The organism is Nocardia seriolae NBRC 15557, from assembly GCF_007990715.1.
Taxonomy (GTDB): domain Bacteria; phylum Actinomycetota; class Actinomycetes; order Mycobacteriales; family Mycobacteriaceae; genus Nocardia; species Nocardia seriolae.
In genome coordinates, this window is the sequence record NZ_BJWY01000011.1 from 17265 (window position 1) to 38773 (window position 21509).

Sequence of the window (21509 nt, forward strand, 5' to 3'; positions counted from 1 at the left end):
GGACTTGCCACCGCCACAAAAGAACTGAGCGCCGGGACCCGAACGGGTCCTGGCGCTCAGCGCTTGTCGATAAAATCGATGTGACGGTCGTCACGATCCAGGGAATCGCCATGAGCACGCATCCCCTCAGCGATGAGCATCGAGAAGCCTTCTGGCGCAGGGCAGGCTGGGACCCTCTGCTCCCCGATGCCGAGCGCGAGGCCATCGAACGCCGCTGGGACGACGAATCCATCGATCTGGCAGAGATTTTCGGCTTCTGACCCCGCCGAGCGGATCGCGGCCGGTCAGGGCCGGGCGGTCAGGGCCGTGTGGAGGGTGGCGGCCCACTGCTGGACGATTTCCTTGCGGCGCAGGGAGTCGTCGGTGAGGACGTCGGCCAGACCGAGGCCGCGGGCCAGGTCGAGAGTGGCTTGGACGAGGTGGTGGGTGACGGGGTCGGAGTCGTCCACGCCCAGGGCCTCGATCGCCATGCGGTGGGAGATGCGGCCGAAGCGGGCCTCCATGGGGACGATTCGTTCGCGGAGCACCTCGTCGGCGGCGGCGTGGGTCCAGACCTGCAGGGCCGCCTTGAACAGGGGGCTGGTGTAGGACTCGACCAGGCCGGCGACCACGGCTTCGGTGCGGGCCACGCCCTCCGCGACGTCGGCCACCGCCAGGGCATCGGCCTTGGCCTGGTCCATGCGGGTTTCGAACATGTACTCGAGGGCGGCGGTGATCAGGTCCTCGCGGGTGGGGAAGTGATGCTGGGCCGCGCCTCGCGACACCCCGGCGCGTTCGGCCACCACGGCGACCGTGGCGGCCGCCCAGCCTGTCTGGGCCAGGCAGTCGATGGTCGCCTCCAGCAGCCGCTGCCGGGTGGCCCGGCTGCGGTCCTGCTTGGGTTCGTGGGGTGTCGCCATGGTGGCTATTCTGCCCAGCTCGGCGGGCGGCGCTGCATGAAGGCCGTGATGCCCTCGATCACCTCGGGGGTGCCGAAGTAGCTCGCGGACCGTTTGGCCAGGTCCTCGGCCGAGCGATCGAACGCCGCGAGCAGTTCGGCATTGACCAACTGCTTGGCCTCGGCCAAACCCTGGGGTGAGCCCTTGCGCAGCTCGCCGAGCAGACGCGCGGTCTCGGACGCGGGGTCGTCGGCGGCGACGGTGATGAGGCCGATGCGTTCGGCCTCGGCCGCGTCGAAGGTCTCGCCGGTCTGGAAGTAGCGGGCCGCCGAACGACCGGTCATGCGCGGCAGCAGGGTGAGCGAGATCATGAACGGGGCCAGCCCGATTCGCACCTCGGTCAGCGCGAAACTGCTGTTGCGCCCCGCGATCACCAGATCGCAGCCCGCGATGATGCCCATGCCGCCCGCCCGCACATTGCCGTCCACCTGGGCGACAACGGGTTTGGGCATGGCGATGATGTTGCGCAGCACCGAGATCATCCAGCGGGTGCGGATATCGGCGGCGGCCGCCGGGTCGGCGTCCACCGCCTCCTTGAGATCCGCGCCCGCGCAGAAGGTATTGCCGATGTGGGTGAGCACCACCCCGCGCACCGCGTCGTCCCCGGCCGCGCGCTCGAGGCCCGCCAGCAGCTCGGTGACCAGCCGCGAGGACAGGGCATTGCGATTGTGCGGGGAGTCCAGGGTCAGCACCGCGAATCCGTCGCGCACCTCGTAGCGCACGAACGGCGTGTCCGCGCCGGCTGTGTCGGTCATCGAATACTCCTGCTGCTGTGTGGCTTTCGGCGGAGGGTGTGAGCGGCGGCGGCCCGCGCGACCGCCGCCGCTCGTCACCCCGGTCAGTACGACCGGGGCAGACCCAGCGAGTGCTGGGAGACGAAGTTGAGGATCATCTCGCGGCTGACCGGGGCCACCCGGCCGATGCGGGCGGCGGCCAGCATGCCCGCCAGGCCCACATCGGAGGTCAGGCCGGAGCCGCCGTGGGTCTGGATGGCCTGGTCCAGGGCCTTGATACTGGCCTCGGCCGCGGCGTATTTCGACATGTTCGCGGCCTCGGCGGCACCGAAGTCGTCGCCGGAGTCGTAGAGGAACGCGGCCTTCTGCATCATCAGCTTGGCCAGTTCCAGTTCGATCTTCACCTGCGCGAGGGGATGCGAGATGCCCTGGTGCGAGCCGATCGGCGCGCCCTTCCACACCGCGCGCTCCTTGGCGTAGGACACCGCCCGGTCGATGGCGTAGCGGCCCATGCCGACCGCCATGGCCGCGCCCATGATGCGCTCCGGGTTCAGGCCCGCGAACAGCTGCGCGATGGCGGCGTCCTCCTGGCCGACCAGGGCGGTGGCGGGCAGCCGCACATCGTCGAGGAACAGCGTGAACTGGTTGTCCGGCTCCAGAATGTCCATCTCCTGCTTCGTCTTCACGAAGCCGGGCGCGTCGACGGGGACGATGAACAGCGCGGGCTGCAGATTGCCGGTCTTGGCGTTCTCGGTGCGGGCCACGATGAGCACCGCCTCGGCCTGGTCCACGCCCGAGATGAAGATCTTGCGGCCGTTGAGGATCCAGTCCTCGCCGTCGCGGCGGGCGGTGGTGGTGATCTTGTGCGAGTTGGAGCCCGCATCCGGCTCGGTAATGCCGAACACCATCTTGGCCGAGCCGTCGGCCAGCTTGGTCAGCCAGTGCTGCTTTTGCGCCTCGGTGCCGTACTTGGTGATGATGGTGCCGCAGATGGCGGGCGAGACCACCATGAGCAGCAGGCCGCAGCCCTGCGCCGCCAATTCCTCCTGCACCAGCGCGAGTTCGTAGATGCCCGCGCCACCGCCGCCGTACTCCTCGGGCAGGTTCACGCCCAGGAAGCCGAGCTTGCCCGCCTCGTCCCACAGTTCGTCGAAGGGCTCGTTGCGGCGGGCCTTGGGACCGGCGTAGTCGCGGAAGTTGTACTTGGCGGCCACTTTGGCCACCGCGGCCCGCAGCGCCTTCTGCTCGTCGGTTTCGATGAAACTCATTGCCTACTCCTGATCTTCGCTGTGGGCTGCGTCATCGCCGTGCACCACGGCGAGTACCGTGCCGACCTCGACCTGTCGACCGGCGGAAACGTTCCATTCGGTGAGCACGCCCGCGGCGGGCGCGGCAATGGTGTGCTCCATCTTCATGGCCTCCAGCCACAGGATCGGCTGGCCCTTCTCGACGCGGTCGCCGACCTGCGCGGCCACCCGGATCACCGAGCCGGGCATCGGGGCCAGCAGCGAGCCCTCGGCCACCTGATCGGCCGGATCCTCGAAGCGCGGCAGGCGGCGCACCGCAACCGGGCCGAGCGGGGAATCCACCGCCACCAGCTCGCCGTAGCAGGCGATCTCGAAGCGGCGGCGCACCGGGCCGCGCGCGCCCGGCACCTGGAGGACCACCAGATCCGGTGTGGCTTCGAGCAATTCGAGACCCTCGTGGCCCTCGACCTCGAGACCGGCGCGGGTGAGGCGGTAGCGCACCTCGCGCTTGCCGGTGAGGCGGGACTCGTAGGACTTGGACTGCGCCTGCGACGGCAGATTGCGCCAGCCGCTGGGCAGGCCGCGGCCGACCCGGGCCGAGCGCCGGTTCGCGGCGGCATCCGACAGCGCCGCGGCAATGATCGAGAGTTGCTCGTCGGCTTCGGAAACCAAAGGCGTGGAAAGCTTTTCGAGATCGTGCGTTGCGAAGAAGGCGGTGTCGGTGTCCCCCGCGAGGAACGCCGGATGCCGCAGCACCCGCACCAGCAGGTCGCGGTTGGTGACCAGGCCGTGAATCTTGGCCCGCTGCAACGCACTCGCCAGCAGGTGCGCCGCCTCGTCCCGGGTCTCGGCGAAGGAGATCACCTTCGAGAGCATGGGGTCGTAGTGCACGCCCACCATCGAGCCGTCCACCACACCGGTGTCCAGGCGCACGCCCGGCTCGGTCAGCACGGTGAATTCGCCCAGGGTTCCCGGGATTTCGAGCTTGTGGACGGGCCCAGACTGCGGCTGCCAATCGTGCGCCGGGTCCTCGGCGTACAGGCGCACCTCGATGGAGTGCCCGCGCATCTCCGGCTGCCGCGCGGGCAGCGGGCGACCGGCGGCGACCTGGAGTTGCAGGCGCACCAGATCCAGCCCGGTGACCTGCTCGGTGACCGGATGTTCCACCTGGAGGCGGGTATTCATCTCCAGGAAGAAGAAGTCGCCCTTCTCATCGGCCAGGAATTCGACGGTGCCCGCACCCTCGTACCCGATGGCCTCCGACGCCAGCCGCGCCGCCTCGAACAGCCGCGACCGCATGCTCTGTCCATCGGCCCTGCGCGCGGGCTCTCCGTGGTTACGCTCCGCTGCCGCCTCCGAGCCTGACGCGCGCAGGGCGTCGATCTTCTCGACCAGCGGCGACGGCGCTTCCTCGACGACCTTCTGGTGGCGGCGCTGAATCGAGCATTCGCGCTCGCCGACCGCCCACACCGTGCCGTGGGTATCGGCCATCACCTGAACTTCGATGTGGCGGCCGGTCTCGAGGTAGCGCTCACAGAACACGGTCGGATCGCCGAAGGCGGACTGGGCTTCCCGCTGCGCCGCCTCGATCTGATCGGTCAGCTCGGACAGCTGGCGCACCACGCGCATGCCGCGGCCACCGCCGCCCGCGGACGCCTTGATCAGCACCGGCAGCATGTCGGCGGTGACCTCGGCCGGATCCAGTTCCTTCAGCACCGGGACACCGGCGGCGTCCATCATCTTCTTGGACTCGACCTTGGAGCCCATCTGCTCGATGGCGGCCACGGGCGGGCCGATCCAGGTCAGCCCGGCCGCCTGCACGGCCCTGGCGAATTCGGCGTTCTCGGAAAGGAATCCGTAACCGGGGTGGATGGCGTCGGCACCGGCGGCCAGGGCGGCCTCGATGATCAGCTCGGCGCGCAGGTAGGTCTCGCCGGGGGTGTTGCCCGGCAGGCGGATTGCGGCGTCGGCCTCCGCCACATGCGGCGAGTTCGCATCGGCGTCCGAGTAGACGGCGGTCGTCGCGATACCCATGCGGCGGCAGGTGGCGAAAACCCGCCGCGCGATCTCGCCACGGTTGGCGACCAGAACGTTGGTGATTTCCATATCTGGCCTCACATCCGGAAGACGCCGAAGCCCTCGGCGCCCTTGATCGGGGAATTGTGGATGGCGGACAACGCCATTCCCAGGACCGTGCGGGTGTCGCGCGGGTCGATGACGCCGTCGTCGTAGAGGCGGCCCGACATGAACATGGGCAGCGATTCGGCCTCGATCTGCGCCTCGATCATGGCCCGCATCCCGGCGTCGGCCTCCTCGTTGAAGGGCATGCCCTTGGCCTCGGCCGCGGCCCGGCCCACGATGGAGATGACGCCCGCCAGCTGCGCACCGCCCATGACGGCGGATTTGGCGCTGGGCCAGGCGAATACGAAGCGCGGGTCGTAGGCACGACCGCACATGCCGTAGTGGCCCGCGCCGTAGGACGCGCCCATGAGCAGCGAGATGTGCGGCACCTTCGAGTTCGACACCGCGTTGATCATCATCGCGCCGTGTTTGATGATGCCGCCCTGCTCGTACTCCTTGCCGACCATGTAGCCGGTGGTGTTGTGCAGGAACAGCAGTGGCGTGTTCGACTGGTTGGCCAGCTGGATGAACTGGGTGGCCTTCTGTGCCTCCTCGGAGAACAGCACGCCGCGGGCGTTGGCGAGAATGCCGACCGGGTAGCCGTGCAGCTCGGCCCAGCCGGTCACGAGGCTGGAACCGTAGAGCGGCTTGAACTCGTCGAAGTCCGAACCGTCCACCACGCGGGCGATGACCTCGCGCGGATCGAACGGGATCTTGAGGTCGGACGGCACGATGCCGAGCAGCTCGTCCTGGTCGTACAGCGGCTCGATGACCTCGGTGAGCGGACGCGGAGCCGGGCCCTTCTTCTGCCAGTTCAGGCGCTTGACGATGGAACGGCCCAGTTGGATCGCATCCTGCTCGTCGACGGCCAGGTAGTCGGCCAGACCCGAAGTGCGCGCGTGCATTTCGGCACCGCCCAGCGACTCGTCGTCGGACTCCTCACCGGTGGCCATCTTCACCAGCGGCGGACCGCCCAGGAACACCTTGGAGCGCTCCTTGATCATGACCGTGTAGTCGGACATGCCCGGCACGTACGCGCCACCGGCGGTCGAGTTGCCGAAAACCAGTGCGATGGTGGGGATTCCGGCCGCCGACAGGCGGGTCAGGTCCCGGAACATGCGCCCGCCCGGGACGAACACCTCCTTCTGCGTCGGCAGATCCGCACCGCCGGACTCCACCAGCCCGATCACCGGCAGCCGGTTCTCCAGCGCGATGTCGTTCATGCGCAGGTTCTTGCGCAGCGTCCACGGATTCGAGGTGCCGCCGCGCACGGTCGGATCCGGAGCGACGATCATGCATTCGACGCCCTCGACAATGCCGATGCCCGCGATCACGCTCGCGCCCACGTGGAAGTCGCTGCCCCAGGCGGCCAGCGGGGCCAGCTCCAGGAACGGCGAATCCTCGTCGAGCAGCAGCTCGATGCGCTCGCGCGCGGTCAGCTTGCCGCGCTTGCGATGCCGCGCCATCTTGTCCGGGCCGCCGCCCGCGATGTTCTTGGCGTATTCGGCCTCGACCTCGGCCAGTTTGGCAGTCATGGCCTCGGCGGCGGCGCGATAGTCCGCCGCTTCCGGGTCCAGGGAGGTACGCAGGATGCTCAAGACTGGAACCCCAATCGCTTGGCCGCGAGGCTGGTCAGGATCTCGTTGGTGCCGCCGCCGATGCCCAGGATGCGGACATCGCGGTAGTGCCGCTCGACTTCGGACTCACGCATGTAGCCGAGGCCGCCGAAGAGCTGCACCGCCTGGTGGGCAACCCATTCCGCGGTCTCCACGGCGGTGTTCTTGGCGAAGCACACCTCGGCGATCAGATCGGTCTCGCCGTGCGCGGCGCGCTCCACCACATGATGGGTGTAGACGCGCGCCACATCCGTGCGACGCGCCATCTCGGACAGGGTGTTCTGCACGGCCTGGCGGCTGATCAGCGGACGCCCGAAGGTCTCGCGATCCCGGCACCACTGCACGGTCAGGTCCAGGCAGCGCTGCGCGTGCCCGTACGCCTGCGCGGCCAGACCGACCCGCTCGCTCACGAAAGCCGAGGCGATCTGGGCGAATCCGCTGTTCTCGGGTCCGACCAGGTTCGAAACCGGCACCCGCACATCGACATAGGACAGCTCGGCGGTATCGGAGGCCAGCCAGCCCATCTTCTCCAGCTTGCGCGAGACCGTGAACCCCGGCGTGCCCTTCTCCACCACCAGCAGCGAAACACCGGCCGCGCCGGGACCACCCGTGCGCACCGCCGTCACCACGTAATCGGCGCGCCCACCGGAGGTGATGAAGGTCTTGGCGCCGTTGACGATGAATTCGTCGCCGTCGCGCACCGCGCTGGTCCGCAGATGCCCGACATCCGACCCGCCGCCCGGCTCGGTGATCGCCAGCGATCCGATCTTCTCCCCCGCCAGCGTCGGCCGCACCCACCGCTCGATGTGCTCCGGGTTCCCCGAAGCCGCAATGTGCGGCACCGCGATCCCGCAGGTGAACAGCGACGCGAACAGTCCGCCCGAGCAGCCCGCGTAGTGCATCTCCTCGCACACGATGGCCGCGTCGATACCGTCCCCGCCGGAACCGCCCACGGATTCGGGGAACTGGATGCCCAGCAGCCCCAGCGCGCCCGCCTTCTTGTGCAGCTCGCGCGGAATCTCGCCGTGGCGCTCCCAGTCGTCCAGGTAGGGCAGCACCTCGCGCTCGGCGAAACCGCGCACGGTGGCGCGTAGTTCGCGACGTTCCGGCGTCGTCCAGGGATTCACATATCCGGTGCTCATGGCTGTTTCCTCTCGGGCGCGAACAGGGAGCCTCCGTGGTTACGCTGCGCTGCCGCCTCCGGCTCCTGACTGCTCGCGCCCAGCAGCTCCACAGGAATCTCGATGTGCCGGGCCCGCAGCCATTCCCCGAGCCCCTTGGCCTGCGGATCGAAGCGGGCCTGATAGGCCACGCCCTCCCCGAGCAGACCCTCGACAATGAAGTTCAGCGCCCGCAGATTCGGCAGCACGTGCCGGGTGACGGGCAGTTTCGCGGTCTCGGGCAGCAGCAGGCGCAGTTCGTCGACGGTGAGCGCGTGCACCAGCCAGCGCCACTGCTCCTCGGTGCGCACCCAGACGCCGATATTGGCATTGCCGCCCTTGTCGCCGGAGCGGGCCAGGGCGATGGCGCCCAGCGGCACACGCTTGGTGGCACCGGCCGGAAGCGGCTGCGGCAGTGCGGGTTCGGCGACCTCGGCCAGTTCCAGCGTGTCCGTGGCGGGCGCGATGGCCAGCTCGGCGCCGTCGGGCAGCACCGCGGTGTGCGGCACCTCGTGCGCGTCGACATATCCCGGCTTGTACACGCCGTAGGGGCCGCCGTTTCCGGGCGGCGAGGTCAGCGAGAACCCGGCGTAGCTGGCCAGCGCCAGCTCCACCGCGACGCTGGAGAACGCGCGCCCGACCTTGTTCGGGTCCGGATCGCGTACGACGCAACGCAACAGCGCGCTGGCCTGCTCCTCGGTGTCGGCGTCCGGGCGGTCCAGCCGCGCCAGCGTCCAGTCCAGCTCGGCCGGGCGCGCGGGCAGCCACGATTCCAGCTGCCGTTGCGCCAGTTCGGCTTTGGCCTCGATATCCAGGCCGGTGAGGATGAACTCCATCTCGTTGCGGAACCCGCCGATGGTGTTGATCGACACCTTCGTCTGCGGCGGCGGGGCCTCGCCGGTGACGCCGCTGATCAGCACCCGATCCGGCCCGTCCTGGCTCACCTGGATGGAGTCCAGCCGCGTCGTCACGTCCGGCCCGGCGTAGCGCGCGCTCTGAATCTCGTACATGAGCTGCGCTTTCACCGTGTCCACGGTGACCGCGCCGCCGGTGCCCTCATGCTTGGTGATGACGCTGCTGCCGTCGCGCCGGACCTCGGCGATCGGGAAGCCCGGCCGCCCCATATCGGCGATCTCGGTGAAGAAGGCGAAGTTGCCGCCGGTGGCCTGGGTGCTGCACTCGATCACGTGCCCGGCCACCACCGCACCGGCCAGCGCGTCGTAATCGGTTCGGCCCCAGCCGAAGTGCGCGGCCGCGGGTCCGACCACCACCGACGCGTCGGTGACCCGCCCGGTCACCACGATGTCCGCGCCCGCGTTCAGGCATTCGGCGATGCCCCACGCGCCCAGGTAGGCATTGGCGGTGAGCGGTGCGCCCAGCCCCAGTGCCCCGGCGCGCGCGACCAGATCATCACCGGTCACATACGCGACCTTCGGTGCGAGACCGAGCTTCTCGCCCACTTCGCGGATTCGCTGCGCCAGCCCGGCCGGATTCAGCCCGCCCGCGTTCGCGACGATCTTCACACCCGATTCCAGGGCCAGCCCGAGGCTGCCCTCCAACTGTTTGACGAAGGTCTTGGCGTAGCCGAGGTTGGCGTCCTTCATGCGATCCCGTCCCAGGATCAGCATGGTGAGCTCGGCCAGATAGTCGCCGGTGAGCACATCGAGCTGCCCGCCCTCGAGCATCTCCCGCATGGCGCCGAAGCGATCGCCGTAGAACCCGGAACAGTTGCCGATCCGGATCAGATCCGGAGTGTCGGCGAGCTGACTCATGGAGGGCCTCCCTAGTGCACCTGAGTCCGGCGCAGCGTCGGTGCTGCGGTCGGTTACAGGGTCACATCGGCACCCGAAAAAATCAAGCCCGCGTGCTTGTTATTTGCGATAATGGCAGGTCAGGACCGGTCTCCGGTGCGTCGCATACCGTCAGGCAGACTGATCGCGTGTCCTCAGACGTCACCGTGATCGTCCTGCTCGCCCTCGCCGGATTCCTGCTCGGCGGGGCGTACTCGTTCTTCAAGACTTCGCGCCCGCTGGCCATCGGACTCGGTGTGTGCGGAGTCCTGGCGGCCGTGGGCGCGGTGCTCTGGATGCTGAATTAACTATTCGGTTTCGAGGCGGAAGATGCGGAGGTCCTCGGGGACACCGCTCAGCGGTGCTGCGAAGAAAATGCGGCGGTAGGGCTTGATGCCCAGGCCGAGTTCCTCGAGGGTCTCGGGGCTCAGCGCGTCCAGGGTCGCGCCCGAGAGCATGGTGTTGCCATTGCCGCCCGCCTCCATGACGCGGGCGGCGATATTGACGTCGATGCCGAGCCAGTCGCCGCCGATCTCGCGCGGGCTGCCGGTGTGCAGGCCCAGCCGCATCTGCGGGCGATAGCCGTCCACGGAGACGGCCGAGAGATTCTCCTTGGCGGCCACGGCCGCTCGCACGGCGCGGTCCGCGGACGGGAAGACGGCCATGACGCCGTCGCCCATGCGCTTGACCACCTGGCCGCCGCGATCATTGATGGGCGGCTCGATGGCCTTGGCCACCCGGCGCAGCAGATCCAGGGTGACCTCGTCACCGGCGGCCAGCGACCAGCTGGAGAAGGCCACCAGGTCGGTGAACATGATGGTGATCTCCTGGGTGCCGCGCCCCTTGCCGAACCGCTCCAGCATGGCCTGCCAGACCTGCAGCGCGCCCAGCCCCAATTCGCGTGCGGCACTGGGGGAATCGCCGACCAGCTTGTCGGCCGCGCGGGCCACCGCCCGCACCCCGCCCGGACCGGACACCGACAGCGGATCGCCGAAGGCCGGATCGCCGGGCAGGTTCTCGCGCGCCTTGCGGATCGCGCCGATGATGTCGCCGCGCTGATTGGCGGCATTGACGATGGCGGAGAGCTGACCGGGGAAGCGGCCGCGGCGCCGCGACTGCGGCGCGTTCTCGTCGACGTCCTCGGACAGCTCCGCGGGAATCAAGGGGATGACCACGTCCGGGTCGATGCGGGGTTCACGCGCCCGGCTGCCACCCGCGTCGCGCGACCGGCTGCGATCGGTCCCGATACCTTCCGTACGGTTCGCGTCCCCGTTCTCGCGGTTCACACCGGAGGCGCGTTCACCGCCGTCGGAGGGTCGTTCGCTCACGCCCAGAGCGTATCCCAGCGTTCCGTCATGGGATGGATTAATGATTGCCACCTGACACCTCCCGATCGGTACTAGCGGCCACGTCGTTGGGCCCGCCGATGTTTGAGTGTTTTGGTTGCTGAGGAGATGCTACAGACCGTCCAGTCCCACGGCTAGAAGTTTCCGGCCGGAATCGAAAGTCTTCACACCTTCTTTGCCTCCCCCATATGACATCGGCCCGATACGGAATTCCGTATCGGGCCGATGCTCGCCGCCGTACCGGGCAGTGGCCGGCGGCTCCCCGGGCAGGGTCTCTATTACTCGAAAGACGAGCTAAGCATCGCGCTTGTTCACGACCAAGATTGCGGCCCCGAAGATCACCGCGACGAACACCGCGAAGTAGATCAGACTGCCCCACACGCCCCAGTGCCAGTTCCGCGAGTCGGACCCCATGGTGAAGAATCGCTGCGCGTTGCGGAAAGGCAACAGCGGACCCACGTTGCGGCCGAAACTGCCGAAGGCGCCGAGCAGGGTCTCCAGCAGTAGCGGCCACAGCAGCAGGATGGAGATCGCGGCCGCGGATTGCCGCACCAGCACACCAACAGCTACCGCCAGGATCGCGCACAGCAGGGCGTAGACCGGCACCCCGAACAGTGCCCGCTGCTCCTCGGCGGTGGAGAGCCCGACCCCGGGCTTGGCGCCGTAGATGGCCCGGAAGGCGAAGTACGCGACGATCGACAACACCGCGGTCAGGACGGTCGCGTAGACCGCCTGCAACCCGGCCTTGGCCGTGATGACCCGGGTGCGCGCGGGGGTCGCGAGGAAGGAGGTGCGGATGACGCCGAAGCGGTACTCACTGGTCACCGACAGGGTCGCCATGATCATCAGCACCATCACGCCCAGGCCGCTCACCCCCGAGACCGCCAGCGAGACGTTGTAGAGGTCGGAGTTGTCGCCCTTGGCCGCGCGCCCCGAGACCGCGCCGAGCACGGCGAAGCCCAGGCCCAGCAGCACCACGACGGCCGAGCACCACCACGGCGAACGGGTCGAGGTGAGCTTGATACGTTCCGCGGTCAGCACTCCCATCAGAGCGCACCTCCCATAACCTGATCGAAGCCTTCGCCGTGGTACTGCACCGCGCCGCCGGTCATGCGCATGAACGCCTCCTCGAGGGAGGCGCGCTGCGGCGAGAGCTCGTAGAGCGTGATGTCGTCGGCGCCGGCCAGTTTCCCGACCGCGTCGGAGGTGACACCGGCCACGACCAGCGCCGGACCGTCGGATTCCGCGCCGTCCTCGCGCACGGTCATGCCGTTGGAAGTGAGCAGGCTGCGCAGCTGATCCAGCTGCGGACTGCGCACGCGCACAGACTGTTCCGACGCCTTCTCGATGAAATCCTTGGTGGTGGTGTCGGCGATCAGGCGACCGCGGCCGATCACCACGAGATGCTCTGCGGTCTGCGCCATTTCGGAGAGCAGGTGGCTCGACACCAGCACGGTGCGGCCCTCGGCGGCCAGCCGCTGCATGAAGCGGCGGATCCACAGGATGCCCTCGGGGTCCAGGCCGTTGACCGGCTCGTCGAACAGCAGCACCTGCGGATCGCCGAGCAGGGCGCCCGCCAGCCCGAGACGCTGGGACATGCCGAGCGAGAAGCCGCCCGCGCTCTTGCCCGCCACCTCGGTGAGGCCGACCAGGCGCAGCACCTCCTCGACCCGGGACTGCGGAATGTCATTGGAGGCGGCCATCCAGCGCAGATGCGAGCGGGCGGAGCGATTGGGGTGCACCCACTTCGCGTCCAGCAGCGCGCCGACCGATTCGAGTGGTTTCTTCAGTTCCTGATACGGCTTGCCGTCGATGAGGGCGGTACCGGAGGTCGGGGTATCGAGCCCGAGGATCATGCGCATGGTGGTCGACTTGCCCGCCCCGTTCGGGCCGAGAAAGCCGGTCACCTGGCCCGGTTGGACCGTGAACGACAGATCCGACACCGCGACGGTCTGGCCGTAGTGTTTGGTCAGGCCTCTCAGTTCGATCATGGTGACCAGTCTTCCCCAGATTCGAGGCGCGCACTATCGCCAATTGGTAGCGCGTCGCTCATTCTCAGGGATGACTACGGCCCGGACCGGACCCCGGGTTCACGGATCAGGGCGACCGGTTCAGAAACCGGGTGAGGATGCCTGAGCCCAGAATCGCTTGGGGATGCGGCCCGCGTGGCGGGCCAGGCAGCCGCCCTCGACGGCACGGGCCATGGCGGCGGCCATCAGCGCGGGTTGCCGGGCGCGGGTGACCGCGGTGGCCAAAAGCACGGCGGAGCAGCCGAGTTCCATGGCCAGGGCGGCATCGCTGGCGGTGCCGATGCCCGCGTCGAGGATGACGGGGACGCCCGCGGCGGCCACGATCATCTCGATATTGTGCGGGTTCCCGATACCCAGGCCGGTGCCGATGGGCGAGCCCAGGGGCATGACCGCGGCGCAGCCGATGTCCTCGAGGCGCTTGGCCAGCGTCGGGTCGTCGGTGGTGTAGGGCAGCACGGTGAAGCCGTCGTCCACCAATTGCTCGGCGGCGGCGACCAATTCGATGGCATCGGGCAGCAGGGTGCGCTCGTCGGCGATGACTTCCAGCTTCACCCAATCGGTTTCGAGCGCCTCGCGGCCCAGCTGGGCGGTGAGCACGGCCTCGGCGGCGGTGCGGCAGCCCGCGGTATTGGGCAGCGGGGCGATCTCCAGGCGCTTGAGCAGGTCCAGCACGCCGGTGCCGCCCGCGGCGTCCACCCGGCGCATGGCGACGGTGGTGAGCTCGGTGCCCGAGGCCACCAGGGCCTCCTCCAGCACGGCGAGGTTCTCCGCGCCGCCGGTGCCCATGATCAGCCGCGAGCCGAACTCGCGACCGGCGATGACCAGCGGCGCTGTGCCCAATGCGGCGTGCGCGGGGCCCTGCGTGGTTACGCGAGCTGCCGCCTTCGGGCCCTGAGCTCCCGCCGTCGGGCTAGCCACCCTGCACCGCCGTCAGCACCTCGATCTCCCAGCCGCGGCCGACCGGCTCGTCCCAGCGGGACTTGGGGAAGACCGCGCCGTCGATGGCCAGCGCGATGCCCTGGCACGGCAGGTTCAGCCGTTCCAGCAACTCGCGCACGGTGAGCGGCTCGGGGAACACGTGGCCCGCACCGTTCACGGTGACGCCGACCGGGATTGCGGTCATCGAACTCCTCCGGGGTAAAGCGGTGCGGCAGCTGCGAACCGGTGCGGGTCCGCCGCCCGCGCCTGCGGCAACTCGCCGTCGGTGAGCAGGGCGAGCACCGCGTCGGCGGTGACGGGGGTGTCGAGAATGCCGTTGCGGCCGTGCCCGGCCGCCACGATCACGCGGTCGTCCAGGTAGCCGATGAGCGGCAGATTGTCCGGGGAACCCGGGCGCGCGCCCGCGATGGCCTCGGCGAATTCGTATTCGCCGATACCCGGCAGCACCGCTTCGGCATCGGTGATCAGGTCCCGGACACCGGCGACGGTCACGGCACTGTCGAACCCGACTTCGTATTGTGTTGCACCCAGCACAATTCCGTCACCCCTCGGCACAAGATATACGGGACGACCGTGCACCCTGGCCCGGATGACCCGGGTCGGCGGGGTGGGCGCGCTGGGGCGACGGCGCAGGCGCAGGATCTCGCCCTTCACCGGGCGGACCGGCAGGCCGGGCCAGAGCTCGGCGGCCGCGGCGCCGGCCGCCAGCACGACGCGGTCGTGCGGCAGGTCGGACAGCGCGGCGACGCGTTCGGCGCGGAATTCGACTCCGGCTGCGGCGCAGGCGGTTCGGAGCGCGCCGACCAGGGCGCGATTGTCGACCGCGGGTTCGGCGACGGCGAGCAGCCCGGCCCGCACGCCGCGCCCCAGGCTCGGTTCGGCCGCGCGCACCCCGGCGCGATCGAGCAGCCGTAGACCCGCGGACTCGCCGGGCGGGACAGATATATCTTTCGCGGTCAGGCCGGGCAGGTCGTGGGCGTTGACGAAATCGGCGATGGTGCGCAGGTCCGCGGCGTCGGCGGCATCGAGGGCTACGGTCAGCGTCTGATCGGCCACGAAGACGTCGGTGCCGGTGATCTCCCGCAGGTCAGCGGCGAACTTCGGCCAGCGGACCAGGGAGGCGGCACCGAATTCCAGGGCGGCGTCCTCGCCGGGCCAGCCTTCGGAAAGGGGGGCGAGCATGCCGCCCGCGACCCAGGAGGATCCGGAACCCACGGCCGGGTCGAAGAGGGTGACGGTAAAGCCCGCTACGGCCGCCCGCCAGGCCGCCGACAGTCCGATCACACCGCCGCCGACGACGGCCAGAGTCCGCATGTGAATCCACCTAACTCGTCCCGGTACGTCCGGGACCTGCATATATACCGTTCGAAACGGAAAGTTCACCGGGAGCTGCGCGCGGCATCGCGCCGGGGTTCGCACCCACGGGTCGTTTCGACTCAACCACCGTAGCGCGACTACCGTCGAGGCCGTGCAACCCTCCCACCCGAACCGCCCAGTATCCCGACGGAGTGCGCTGTGATCTCCCCACGAGAACGGCTGGCCTCCGCGCGGCTCTACCTGTGCACCGACGCGCGCCGGGACACGGGCGACCTGGCCCAGTTCGCCGAGGCCGCCCTGGCGGGTGGCGTCGACATCATCCAGCTGCGGGACAAGGGCTCACGCGGCGAGAAACAGTTCGGACCGCTCGAGGCCAAGGCCGAGCTGGGCGTGCTGGCCGAGCTGAAGTCGGCCGCGCGCCGCCACGGCGCGCTGGTCGCCTGCAACGATCGCGCCGATATCGCGCTGGCCGCGGGCGTGGACGTGCTGCACCTGGGCCAGGGCGACCTGCCGCCCTGGTACGCCCGCCAGATCCTGGGACCCGAAGTGGTGCTGGGCCGCTCCACCAACAACCGCGCGCAGGCCGGACTGGCCGCCGTGGACGAGCACATCGACTACTTCTGCACCGGCCCGGTCTATGCCACCCCGACCAAGCCGGGCCGCACCCCCGCGGGCCTGGAGCTGGTCCGCTCCACCGCCGATTCGCACACCCACCGGCCGTGGTTCGCCATCGGCGGCATCGACGCGCCGCACCTGGACGAGGTGCTCGCGGCGGGCGCGACCCGAATCGTGGTGGTGCGGGCCATTACCGAGGCCGCCGACCCGACCGCCGCGGCCCGCGCCATCAAAGCGCGGATCCTCGACAACGTCCGCTGATTCAGCCGACGGGGTCCAGCCGGATGGGGACCCCGTTCAGGTTGGACATGCCCGCGAGGCGTTCCACGTCGGCCACTTCGGTCGACATCAGATCGTTCACGTTCACGTTCGCGCCGCCCGCCGCGTTCGCGCGCTGCCAGCCGCCGCGATGACCCCAGCCGTGCGGGATGGCCACGCTGCCCTCGGTCATGTCCTCGGTGAGGCGGGCGGTCACCTCGATGCAGCCGTGCGGTGAGGTGACGCGGCAGCGGTCGCCGTCGGAAATGCCCGCCACCGCCGCGTCTTTCGGGTTGATGCGGGCCGCGTGCTCGCGGTCGCCGCGCATGAGCGGCTCGACATTGTGCATCCACGAATTGTGGGATTTGAGTTCGCGCAGGCCGATCACGCGCAGGGGGTAGGTCGGGTCGGCAGGGCGGTCGGCGAGGGTGGCCAACTCGATCATGATCTCATCGGGATCCAGCCGGACCCGACCGCCCTTGTGCTGCACCACCTCTCGCAGGACGCCGGTGGTGATGGCGTCGGCGAGCACCACGCCGTGCGGGTGACGGCGCAGCATGCGCAGGCTGAGGCCGCCGCGGCGCAGGCCGAACAGGTCGCCGTACGGGCCGGTGCGCAGCGCCAGATCCGCGAGCAGCGTCGGGGTGGGGCGGGCGGGCAGGCGGGGGACGCGGCGGCGCAGGGCGCTCAGGGCGCGACCGGCCGCGCGGGCCGGGCCGATGGCGAAGGGCTGCACGCCGATTCGGGTCGCCAGGTCGTCGATGATGCGCCATTCCTCACGGGCCTCGCCGTAGGGTTCCACGACCCGCTCGGTGTACTGGGTGTATGGGGGCGGGGAGAGCGCGGTGAACGGCAGTGGGATGTCGTCGCGCTCCAGGAAAGCGGTCGCGGGCAGGACGTAGTCGGCGGTCCGGTTGGTGTCGTTGACATAGAGGTCGATGGACACGAACAGGTCGAGTTGATCCAGGGCGGCGGCCAATTCGCGGCCGTTGGGGACCGAGGAGACCGGGTTGCCCGCCGAGGTGAGCAGGGCGCGCAGGCGGCCGGGGCCGGGGGTGGTGATCTCCTTGGCCATGATGGCGGCCGGGAAGGTGCCCAGCACGTCGGGGAATCCGCCGATGCGGGAACGGTTCTTGCCATAGCCGATGAAGCCGACGCGGGCGTTCAGTTTGGAGACGGCCACCAGTTCCTTGCCGAAGACGGAACCGCCCGGCCGGTCCAGGTTTCCGGTGACCAGGGCGAGAGCGTCGATGAGGAAGGCGACCAGCGTCGCGTGGCGGCCCAGGCAGGTGCCGGTGCGGCCGTACACCGCCGCGGACTCGGCGCGGGCCAGATCGCGGGCCAGGGCGCGCACCCGATCGGGTTCCAGGCCGGTCACCTCGGCGGTGGCCTCGGGCGTGAAACGCCGCACGGCATTGCGCAATTCGCGCACCCCGGCGGCCTGGCGGCGCAGGGCGTCGGCGTCCTCGAGGCCCTCGTCGAAGATGACCTGCAACAGTGCAGCCAGCAGCCAGGCGTCGCCGTCCGCCCGCACGCCGACGTGCTCGAACAGTTTGGCCGTCTCGGTGTTCCGCGGATCGACCACCACGACGCGACCGCCGCGCTTGGTGATCGCGGTGAGCTTCTCGCGGATTCGCGGCACGCTCATCACGCTGCCGTGCGAGACCAGGGGATTCGCGCCGAGCATGAGCAGGAAGTCGGTGCGGTCCAGATCGGGGACCGGGACCGAGGTGGCCGAGCCGTAGAGCAGCTGGCTGGCCACGAAGCGGTTGTTCACGTCCTGGGAGCCCGCCGAGTACACGTGCTTCAACCCGGCGGCCATCTGAAAGCCGAGCATCCACAACGTATGCGAGTAGGAGAACGACGAGGGATTGCCGAAATACCAGCCGAGACTTTCCATTCCGTGCTCGGCGATCAGCCCGCGCAGCCGCTCGCCGATCTCGTCGAGTGCGGTCTCCCAGGAGACCCGCTCGAACTCGCCCGCGGCCGTGCGCCGCAGCGGATACAGCACCCGGTCCGGGTCGTTCTGGATCTCGGTGAACGCGATGCCCTTGGGGCAGGCATTGCCGCGGGAGAGCGGATGCTCCTTGTCGGCGCGCAGCTGGATCAGCCGCCCGTCCTCGACGGTGGCGATCAGCCCGCACAGGGGCTCACAGATCCGGCAGTAGGTGGGAAGCTCGCGCGTGCTCACCCAATCAAGACAACACCTGGCCCATAGTGAGGAACAACACATTTCCGGCCAAATCGGTCTGTTCCGAGCCGGATTCGGGCGCTCCGAAGCGGGCCGTGCGGCCGTTCCCGTCGCCGTTGGAGTGCAGCCACACGAAGCCGCCGCCGGCCAGATCCAGGGTGCGCGGCAACGCGGCCGCCACCGCCCGGGGCGCGGGGATGCCCGCCAGGCTGACCCGGGTGGGCGTGGCGCGCAGTGACGGCCAGGCGGCGGCGAAACCGGGATGCAGCGGACGGTCCTGCACCTCGTCCTCGGGCACCCAGGCCAGATTCTGGCTCTCGGTATTGCCGCGGGTGCGCAGGCGGTCGGCCGCATCGGCGATGACCGTGGTGTAGGTCCAGCCGCCGGCGGCGGTCGCGGTCACCCGGGAGGACCGCACCCGGATCGAGCCGGGCGCGATGCCCGCTTCGTCCTCGGCCTCGCGGACCGCGGCGTGCACGGTGGTCTCGTGGGAATCCCGGGCCCCGCCCGGCAGCGCCCAGGTGCCGCCCTGATGGGTCCAGGCGGCGCGGTGGTGCAGCAGGACCGCGGATCCACCGCCGGCCAGCGGGGCGCGCAGCAACAGTCCGGCAGCGCCGAAGCGACCCCACTGGCGGGTGCCATCCGGGCTTTCCGCCCAGCCGTCGCCGTCACCACGCATCTTCGCAATCCCATCCTCAGGCCACGCCGTCGTGCGCCCGCACCGCACGGCGGGGCACACCGCGGGGATTCCCGCGTCACGGCGGCGGTACGTCCACAATAAGCTCATTCGACAGCAACAAGTCGGTCGTTCGATTTCGGTCAGTGGGAGGTGAGGATGGCGCGCACCGAGGAGCTGGGACTGGACGAGCTGTCCCCGCGCGCGGCCGCGGCGGCCTGGCGGGAGCGCTTCGCGACCACCGAACTGCGGTCCTTCGCGCACTCCTCCCCCGCCAAGCTCATCGCGGTCGGGCTGATCCTGCTGAGCCTGTGCGTGACCGCCGGAATCGTCACCGCCACCGCGGTGACCAGCCGGCAACACGCCCTCGACGCACTGCTCGACGAGTCGGAGCCGGACGCCTATTCGGCGCAGCGGCTCTACACCTCGCTCTCGGTGGCCGACGCCTCGGCGGGCACCGCCTTCATTTCCGGTGGGCTGGAACCGAAACCGGTGCGCGACCGCTACAACCAGGCGGTCGGCGAGGCGGCCGCCGAACTGGTGACCCAATCCAATCGCAGTGACGGGGACGCGGATACGCATCTGCGCAGCGGCATCGCCACCGGGCTGCCGGTGTACACCGGCATCGTCGAGACCGCGCGGGCCAACAATCGCAGCGGGCAGCCGGTCGGCGCGGCCTATCTGGGCGAGGCGTCCTATCTGATGCAGGGCACGCTGCTGCCGATGGCGCAGGAATTGCAGCAGCACCGGTCCGCGGCCATCACCGCCACCCAGCGCAACCACGTGCGACCGCCGTGGCCCGCCATCCTGCTGCCGCTGCTGGCGGTGGCGGCCCTGATCGCGGCGCAGCTGTTCCTGTTCCGGCGCTGGCATCGGGTGCTGAATCTGGGTCTGCTGCTGGCCACCACGACCATGGTGGTGCTGCTGGCCTGGACGGTGATCGCGGGTTTCATCTCCGCGGTGGACACCACCCACGCCCGCGACGACGGCAGCATCCCGACCGCCGCGCTCACCGAGAGCCGCATCCTGGCCCAGCAGGCCCGCACCGCCGAGACCCTCAAGCTGGTGCGCCGCGACACCGGCGCGGACGACGACCGCACCTACGACCGGGCCATCGACAAATTGCGGAACATCCTGTCCGGCTACGCATCCGACGCGCCGGGCGCGAACGAGGTGCGGACCGCCGCGGCCGCCCTGGACCGCTGGCGGGCCGCGCACCAGCGCATGAACGACGCGCTGTCCAAGGGCGACTTCCTCGGCGCGGCCGCGGTCGCCACCGGTCCCGGCGCGAACGAGGCCGCCGCGCAGACCGACGCCCTGGACCGCGCCCTCGGCGACGGCATCGCCGACACCCGGAACATGTTGCGCACCGACACTTCTCACGCCGCCCGCACCCTGGACCTGCTCGCGCCGGGCGCGCTGGTGCTGAGCACCGCCGCCGCAGTGCTGATCGCGGCGGGCCTGTGGCCCCGGTTCCGGGAGTACCGATGACCCGAAGACCGATCCGCTCCCTCGCCGTGGCGGCCCTGGCCGGGGCCGTGCTGGCGACCGCCGCCTGCGGGGACGACAGTCCCCCGCCGCCCGTGCCCTCGACCCGGGTGCCGAGCTATATCGAGCCGCCGCTGCCCTCGGGAGCCGTTGTGGCGCAGACCCAGTCGACCCCGCCGCCCCCGGCGCCCGACTGCGGGGATCCGACCGCCAGCCTGCGGCCCTCCGGCACCAGGAACGGACCCGACATCGATGCCGTCCGGGCGCGCGGCCGACTATTGGTGGGCTTGGACCCGGGCAGCAATCTGTTCAGCTTCCGCGACCCGACCAGCGGCACCCTGGCCGGCTTCGACGTGGATATCGCCAAGGAGCTGGCGCGGGATCTGCTCGGCGATCCCGGCGCGGTCGAATACCGCATCCTGAGCTCGGCCGACCGCGAGAAGGCCCTGGTCGAGCACACCGTCGACGTGGTGGTGAAGACCATGACCATCAATTGCGAACGGCGGCAGACGGTCACCTTCTCCACCTCGTACCTACAGGCCCACCAGCGGGTGCTGACCGTGCACAACTCCGGCATCGAGAGCCTGGGTGATCTGGCCGGGCGGCGGGTGTGCGTGGCCAGCGGCACCACCTCGCTCAATCTGATCCGCCGCCAGCAGCCGGCCGCCTCCGTGCTCACCGTGCCCAGCTGGGCCGATTGCCTGGTGGTGTTGCAGCAGCGGCAGGTCGACGCCATCAGCACCGACGACACCGTGCTGGCCGGGCTGGCCGAACAGGATCCGGCCACCGAGGTGGTCGGCCCGAATCTGAGCACCGAGCAGTACGGCATCGGCATCGCCAAGGGCGCGGACGATCTGGTCCGCTTCGTGAACGGAACACTGGAACGCATTCGCGCCGACGGCACCTGGAACCGGCTCTACAGGCGCTGGCTGGTGTCCGAGCTGGGCGACGCGGCCGTCCCGCCGCCCCCTAGGTACCAGGACTGACGATGACCGCACCGTCCGGATCCGACGAACCCGTATCCCGCGACGACGGGACGGACG

Annotated in this window: 20 protein-coding genes; 5 read left to right on the plus strand and 15 right to left on the minus strand. The window is 69.7% G+C overall.

Annotation, left to right across the window (positions count from 1 at the left end):
• Positions 1–110 precede the first annotated feature (110 nt).
• Positions 111–260 (plus strand): hypothetical protein, encoded by a 150-nt coding sequence (locus tag NS2_RS35830; RefSeq protein ID WP_162836602.1) that lies wholly within the window; start codon positions 111–113, stop codon positions 258–260.
• Between the two features lie 24 nt (positions 261–284).
• Here the strand turns inward: NS2_RS35830 and NS2_RS05540 are convergent, their stop codons facing one another.
• From NS2_RS05540 to NS2_RS05570, 7 genes are all read right to left on the minus strand, one after another.
• On the minus strand, positions 285–899 hold the full coding sequence (locus tag NS2_RS05540; protein ID WP_033086260.1) for a TetR/AcrR family transcriptional regulator: 615 nt from the start codon (positions 897–899) through the stop codon (positions 285–287).
• A 5-nt stretch (positions 900–904) separates the two neighbouring features.
• Positions 905–1693 (minus strand): enoyl-CoA hydratase family protein, encoded by a 789-nt coding sequence (locus tag NS2_RS05545; RefSeq protein WP_033086261.1) that lies wholly within the window; start codon positions 1691–1693, stop codon positions 905–907.
• Positions 1694–1776: 83 nt separating this feature from the next.
• A complete protein-coding gene (locus tag NS2_RS05550; protein ID WP_033086262.1) occupies positions 1777–2940 on the minus strand; it encodes an acyl-CoA dehydrogenase family protein in 1164 nt (387 codons plus the stop codon).
• A 3-nt stretch (positions 2941–2943) separates the two neighbouring features.
• Positions 2944–5025: an acetyl/propionyl/methylcrotonyl-CoA carboxylase subunit alpha gene (locus tag NS2_RS05555; protein ID WP_033086263.1), complete on the minus strand. Its 2082-nt coding sequence runs from the start codon at positions 5023–5025 to the stop codon at positions 2944–2946.
• Positions 5026–5033: 8 nt separating this feature from the next.
• Positions 5034–6638: an acyl-CoA carboxylase subunit beta gene (locus tag NS2_RS05560; protein WP_147207095.1), complete on the minus strand. Its 1605-nt coding sequence runs from the start codon at positions 6636–6638 to the stop codon at positions 5034–5036.
• Complete coding sequence (locus NS2_RS05565; RefSeq protein WP_103557283.1) at positions 6635–7783, minus strand: acyl-CoA dehydrogenase family protein; 1149 nt, start codon at positions 7781–7783, stop codon at positions 6635–6637. Before NS2_RS05565 ends, NS2_RS05560 begins: the two co-directional genes overlap by 4 nt.
• Positions 7784–7794: 11 nt before the next feature.
• Positions 7795–9588 carry an acyclic terpene utilization AtuA family protein gene (locus tag NS2_RS05570; protein ID WP_045436332.1) on the minus strand — a complete coding sequence of 598 codons (1794 nt, stop codon included), beginning with the start codon at positions 9586–9588 and terminating at the stop codon, positions 7795–7797.
• Between the two features lie 167 nt (positions 9589–9755).
• Here NS2_RS05570 and NS2_RS35835 point away from each other — a divergent pair, with 167 nt between their 5' ends.
• Positions 9756–9914 carry a CG2302 family histidine operon protein gene (locus tag NS2_RS35835; RefSeq protein WP_155239063.1) on the plus strand — a complete coding sequence of 53 codons (159 nt, stop codon included), beginning with the start codon at positions 9756–9758 and terminating at the stop codon, positions 9912–9914.
• On the opposite strand, the gene NS2_RS05575 is transcribed toward NS2_RS35835, so the two are convergent.
• The 6 genes from NS2_RS05575 to thiO all read right to left on the minus strand — a co-directional run bounded on the left by NS2_RS05575 (position 9915) and on the right by thiO (position 15235).
• Positions 9915–10682, minus strand: coding sequence for an adenylate/guanylate cyclase domain-containing protein (locus NS2_RS05575; protein WP_231993077.1), 768 nt, complete (start codon positions 10680–10682; stop codon positions 9915–9917).
• Between the two features lie 564 nt (positions 10683–11246).
• A complete protein-coding gene (locus NS2_RS05580) occupies positions 11247–11999 on the minus strand; it encodes an ABC transporter permease (protein ID WP_147207096.1) in 753 nt (250 codons plus the stop codon).
• Entirely contained in the window at positions 11999–12943 is a 945-nt protein-coding gene (locus NS2_RS05585) for an ABC transporter ATP-binding protein (protein ID WP_033086266.1), read from the minus strand. Before NS2_RS05585 ends, NS2_RS05580 begins: the two co-directional genes overlap by 1 nt.
• Positions 12944–13063: 120 nt before the next feature.
• Positions 13064–13822, minus strand: a complete 759-nt coding sequence (locus NS2_RS05590; protein ID WP_033086267.1) for a thiazole synthase — start codon at positions 13820–13822, stop codon at positions 13064–13066.
• Positions 13823–13892: 70 nt separating this feature from the next.
• Positions 13893–14105, minus strand: coding sequence for a sulfur carrier protein ThiS (gene thiS / locus NS2_RS05595; protein WP_033086268.1), 213 nt, complete (start codon positions 14103–14105; stop codon positions 13893–13895).
• Positions 14102–15235 (minus strand): glycine oxidase ThiO, encoded by a 1134-nt coding sequence (thiO, locus tag NS2_RS05600; protein WP_033086269.1) that lies wholly within the window; start codon positions 15233–15235, stop codon positions 14102–14104. Before thiO ends, thiS begins: the two co-directional genes overlap by 4 nt.
• A gap of 201 nt (positions 15236–15436) precedes the next feature.
• On the opposite strand from thiO, the gene thiE reads away from it, so the two are divergent.
• A complete protein-coding gene (gene thiE, locus NS2_RS05605) occupies positions 15437–16114 on the plus strand; it encodes a thiamine phosphate synthase (RefSeq protein ID WP_228102547.1) in 678 nt (225 codons plus the stop codon).
• Between the two features lies 1 nt (position 16115).
• Here the strand turns inward: thiE and NS2_RS05610 are convergent, their stop codons facing one another.
• Both NS2_RS05610 and NS2_RS05615 read right to left on the minus strand, forming a co-directional pair.
• On the minus strand, positions 16116–18302 hold the full coding sequence (locus NS2_RS05610) for a molybdopterin-containing oxidoreductase family protein (protein ID WP_033086271.1): 2187 nt from the start codon (positions 18300–18302) through the stop codon (positions 16116–16118).
• 4 nt (positions 18303–18306) lie between these two features.
• Positions 18307–18981, minus strand: coding sequence for an NUDIX hydrolase (locus NS2_RS05615; protein ID WP_033086272.1), 675 nt, complete (start codon positions 18979–18981; stop codon positions 18307–18309).
• Positions 18982–19137: 156 nt separating this feature from the next.
• Between NS2_RS05615 and NS2_RS05620 the strand changes: the two genes are divergently transcribed.
• Both NS2_RS05620 and NS2_RS05625 read left to right on the plus strand, forming a co-directional pair.
• A complete protein-coding gene (locus NS2_RS05620; protein WP_033086273.1) occupies positions 19138–20469 on the plus strand; it encodes a GlnX family signal transduction membrane protein in 1332 nt (443 codons plus the stop codon).
• Positions 20466–21452: a glutamate ABC transporter substrate-binding protein gene (locus NS2_RS05625; RefSeq protein ID WP_033086274.1), complete on the plus strand. Its 987-nt coding sequence runs from the start codon at positions 20466–20468 to the stop codon at positions 21450–21452. Before NS2_RS05620 ends, NS2_RS05625 begins: the two co-directional genes overlap by 4 nt.
• Positions 21453–21509: the final 57 nt, after the last annotated feature.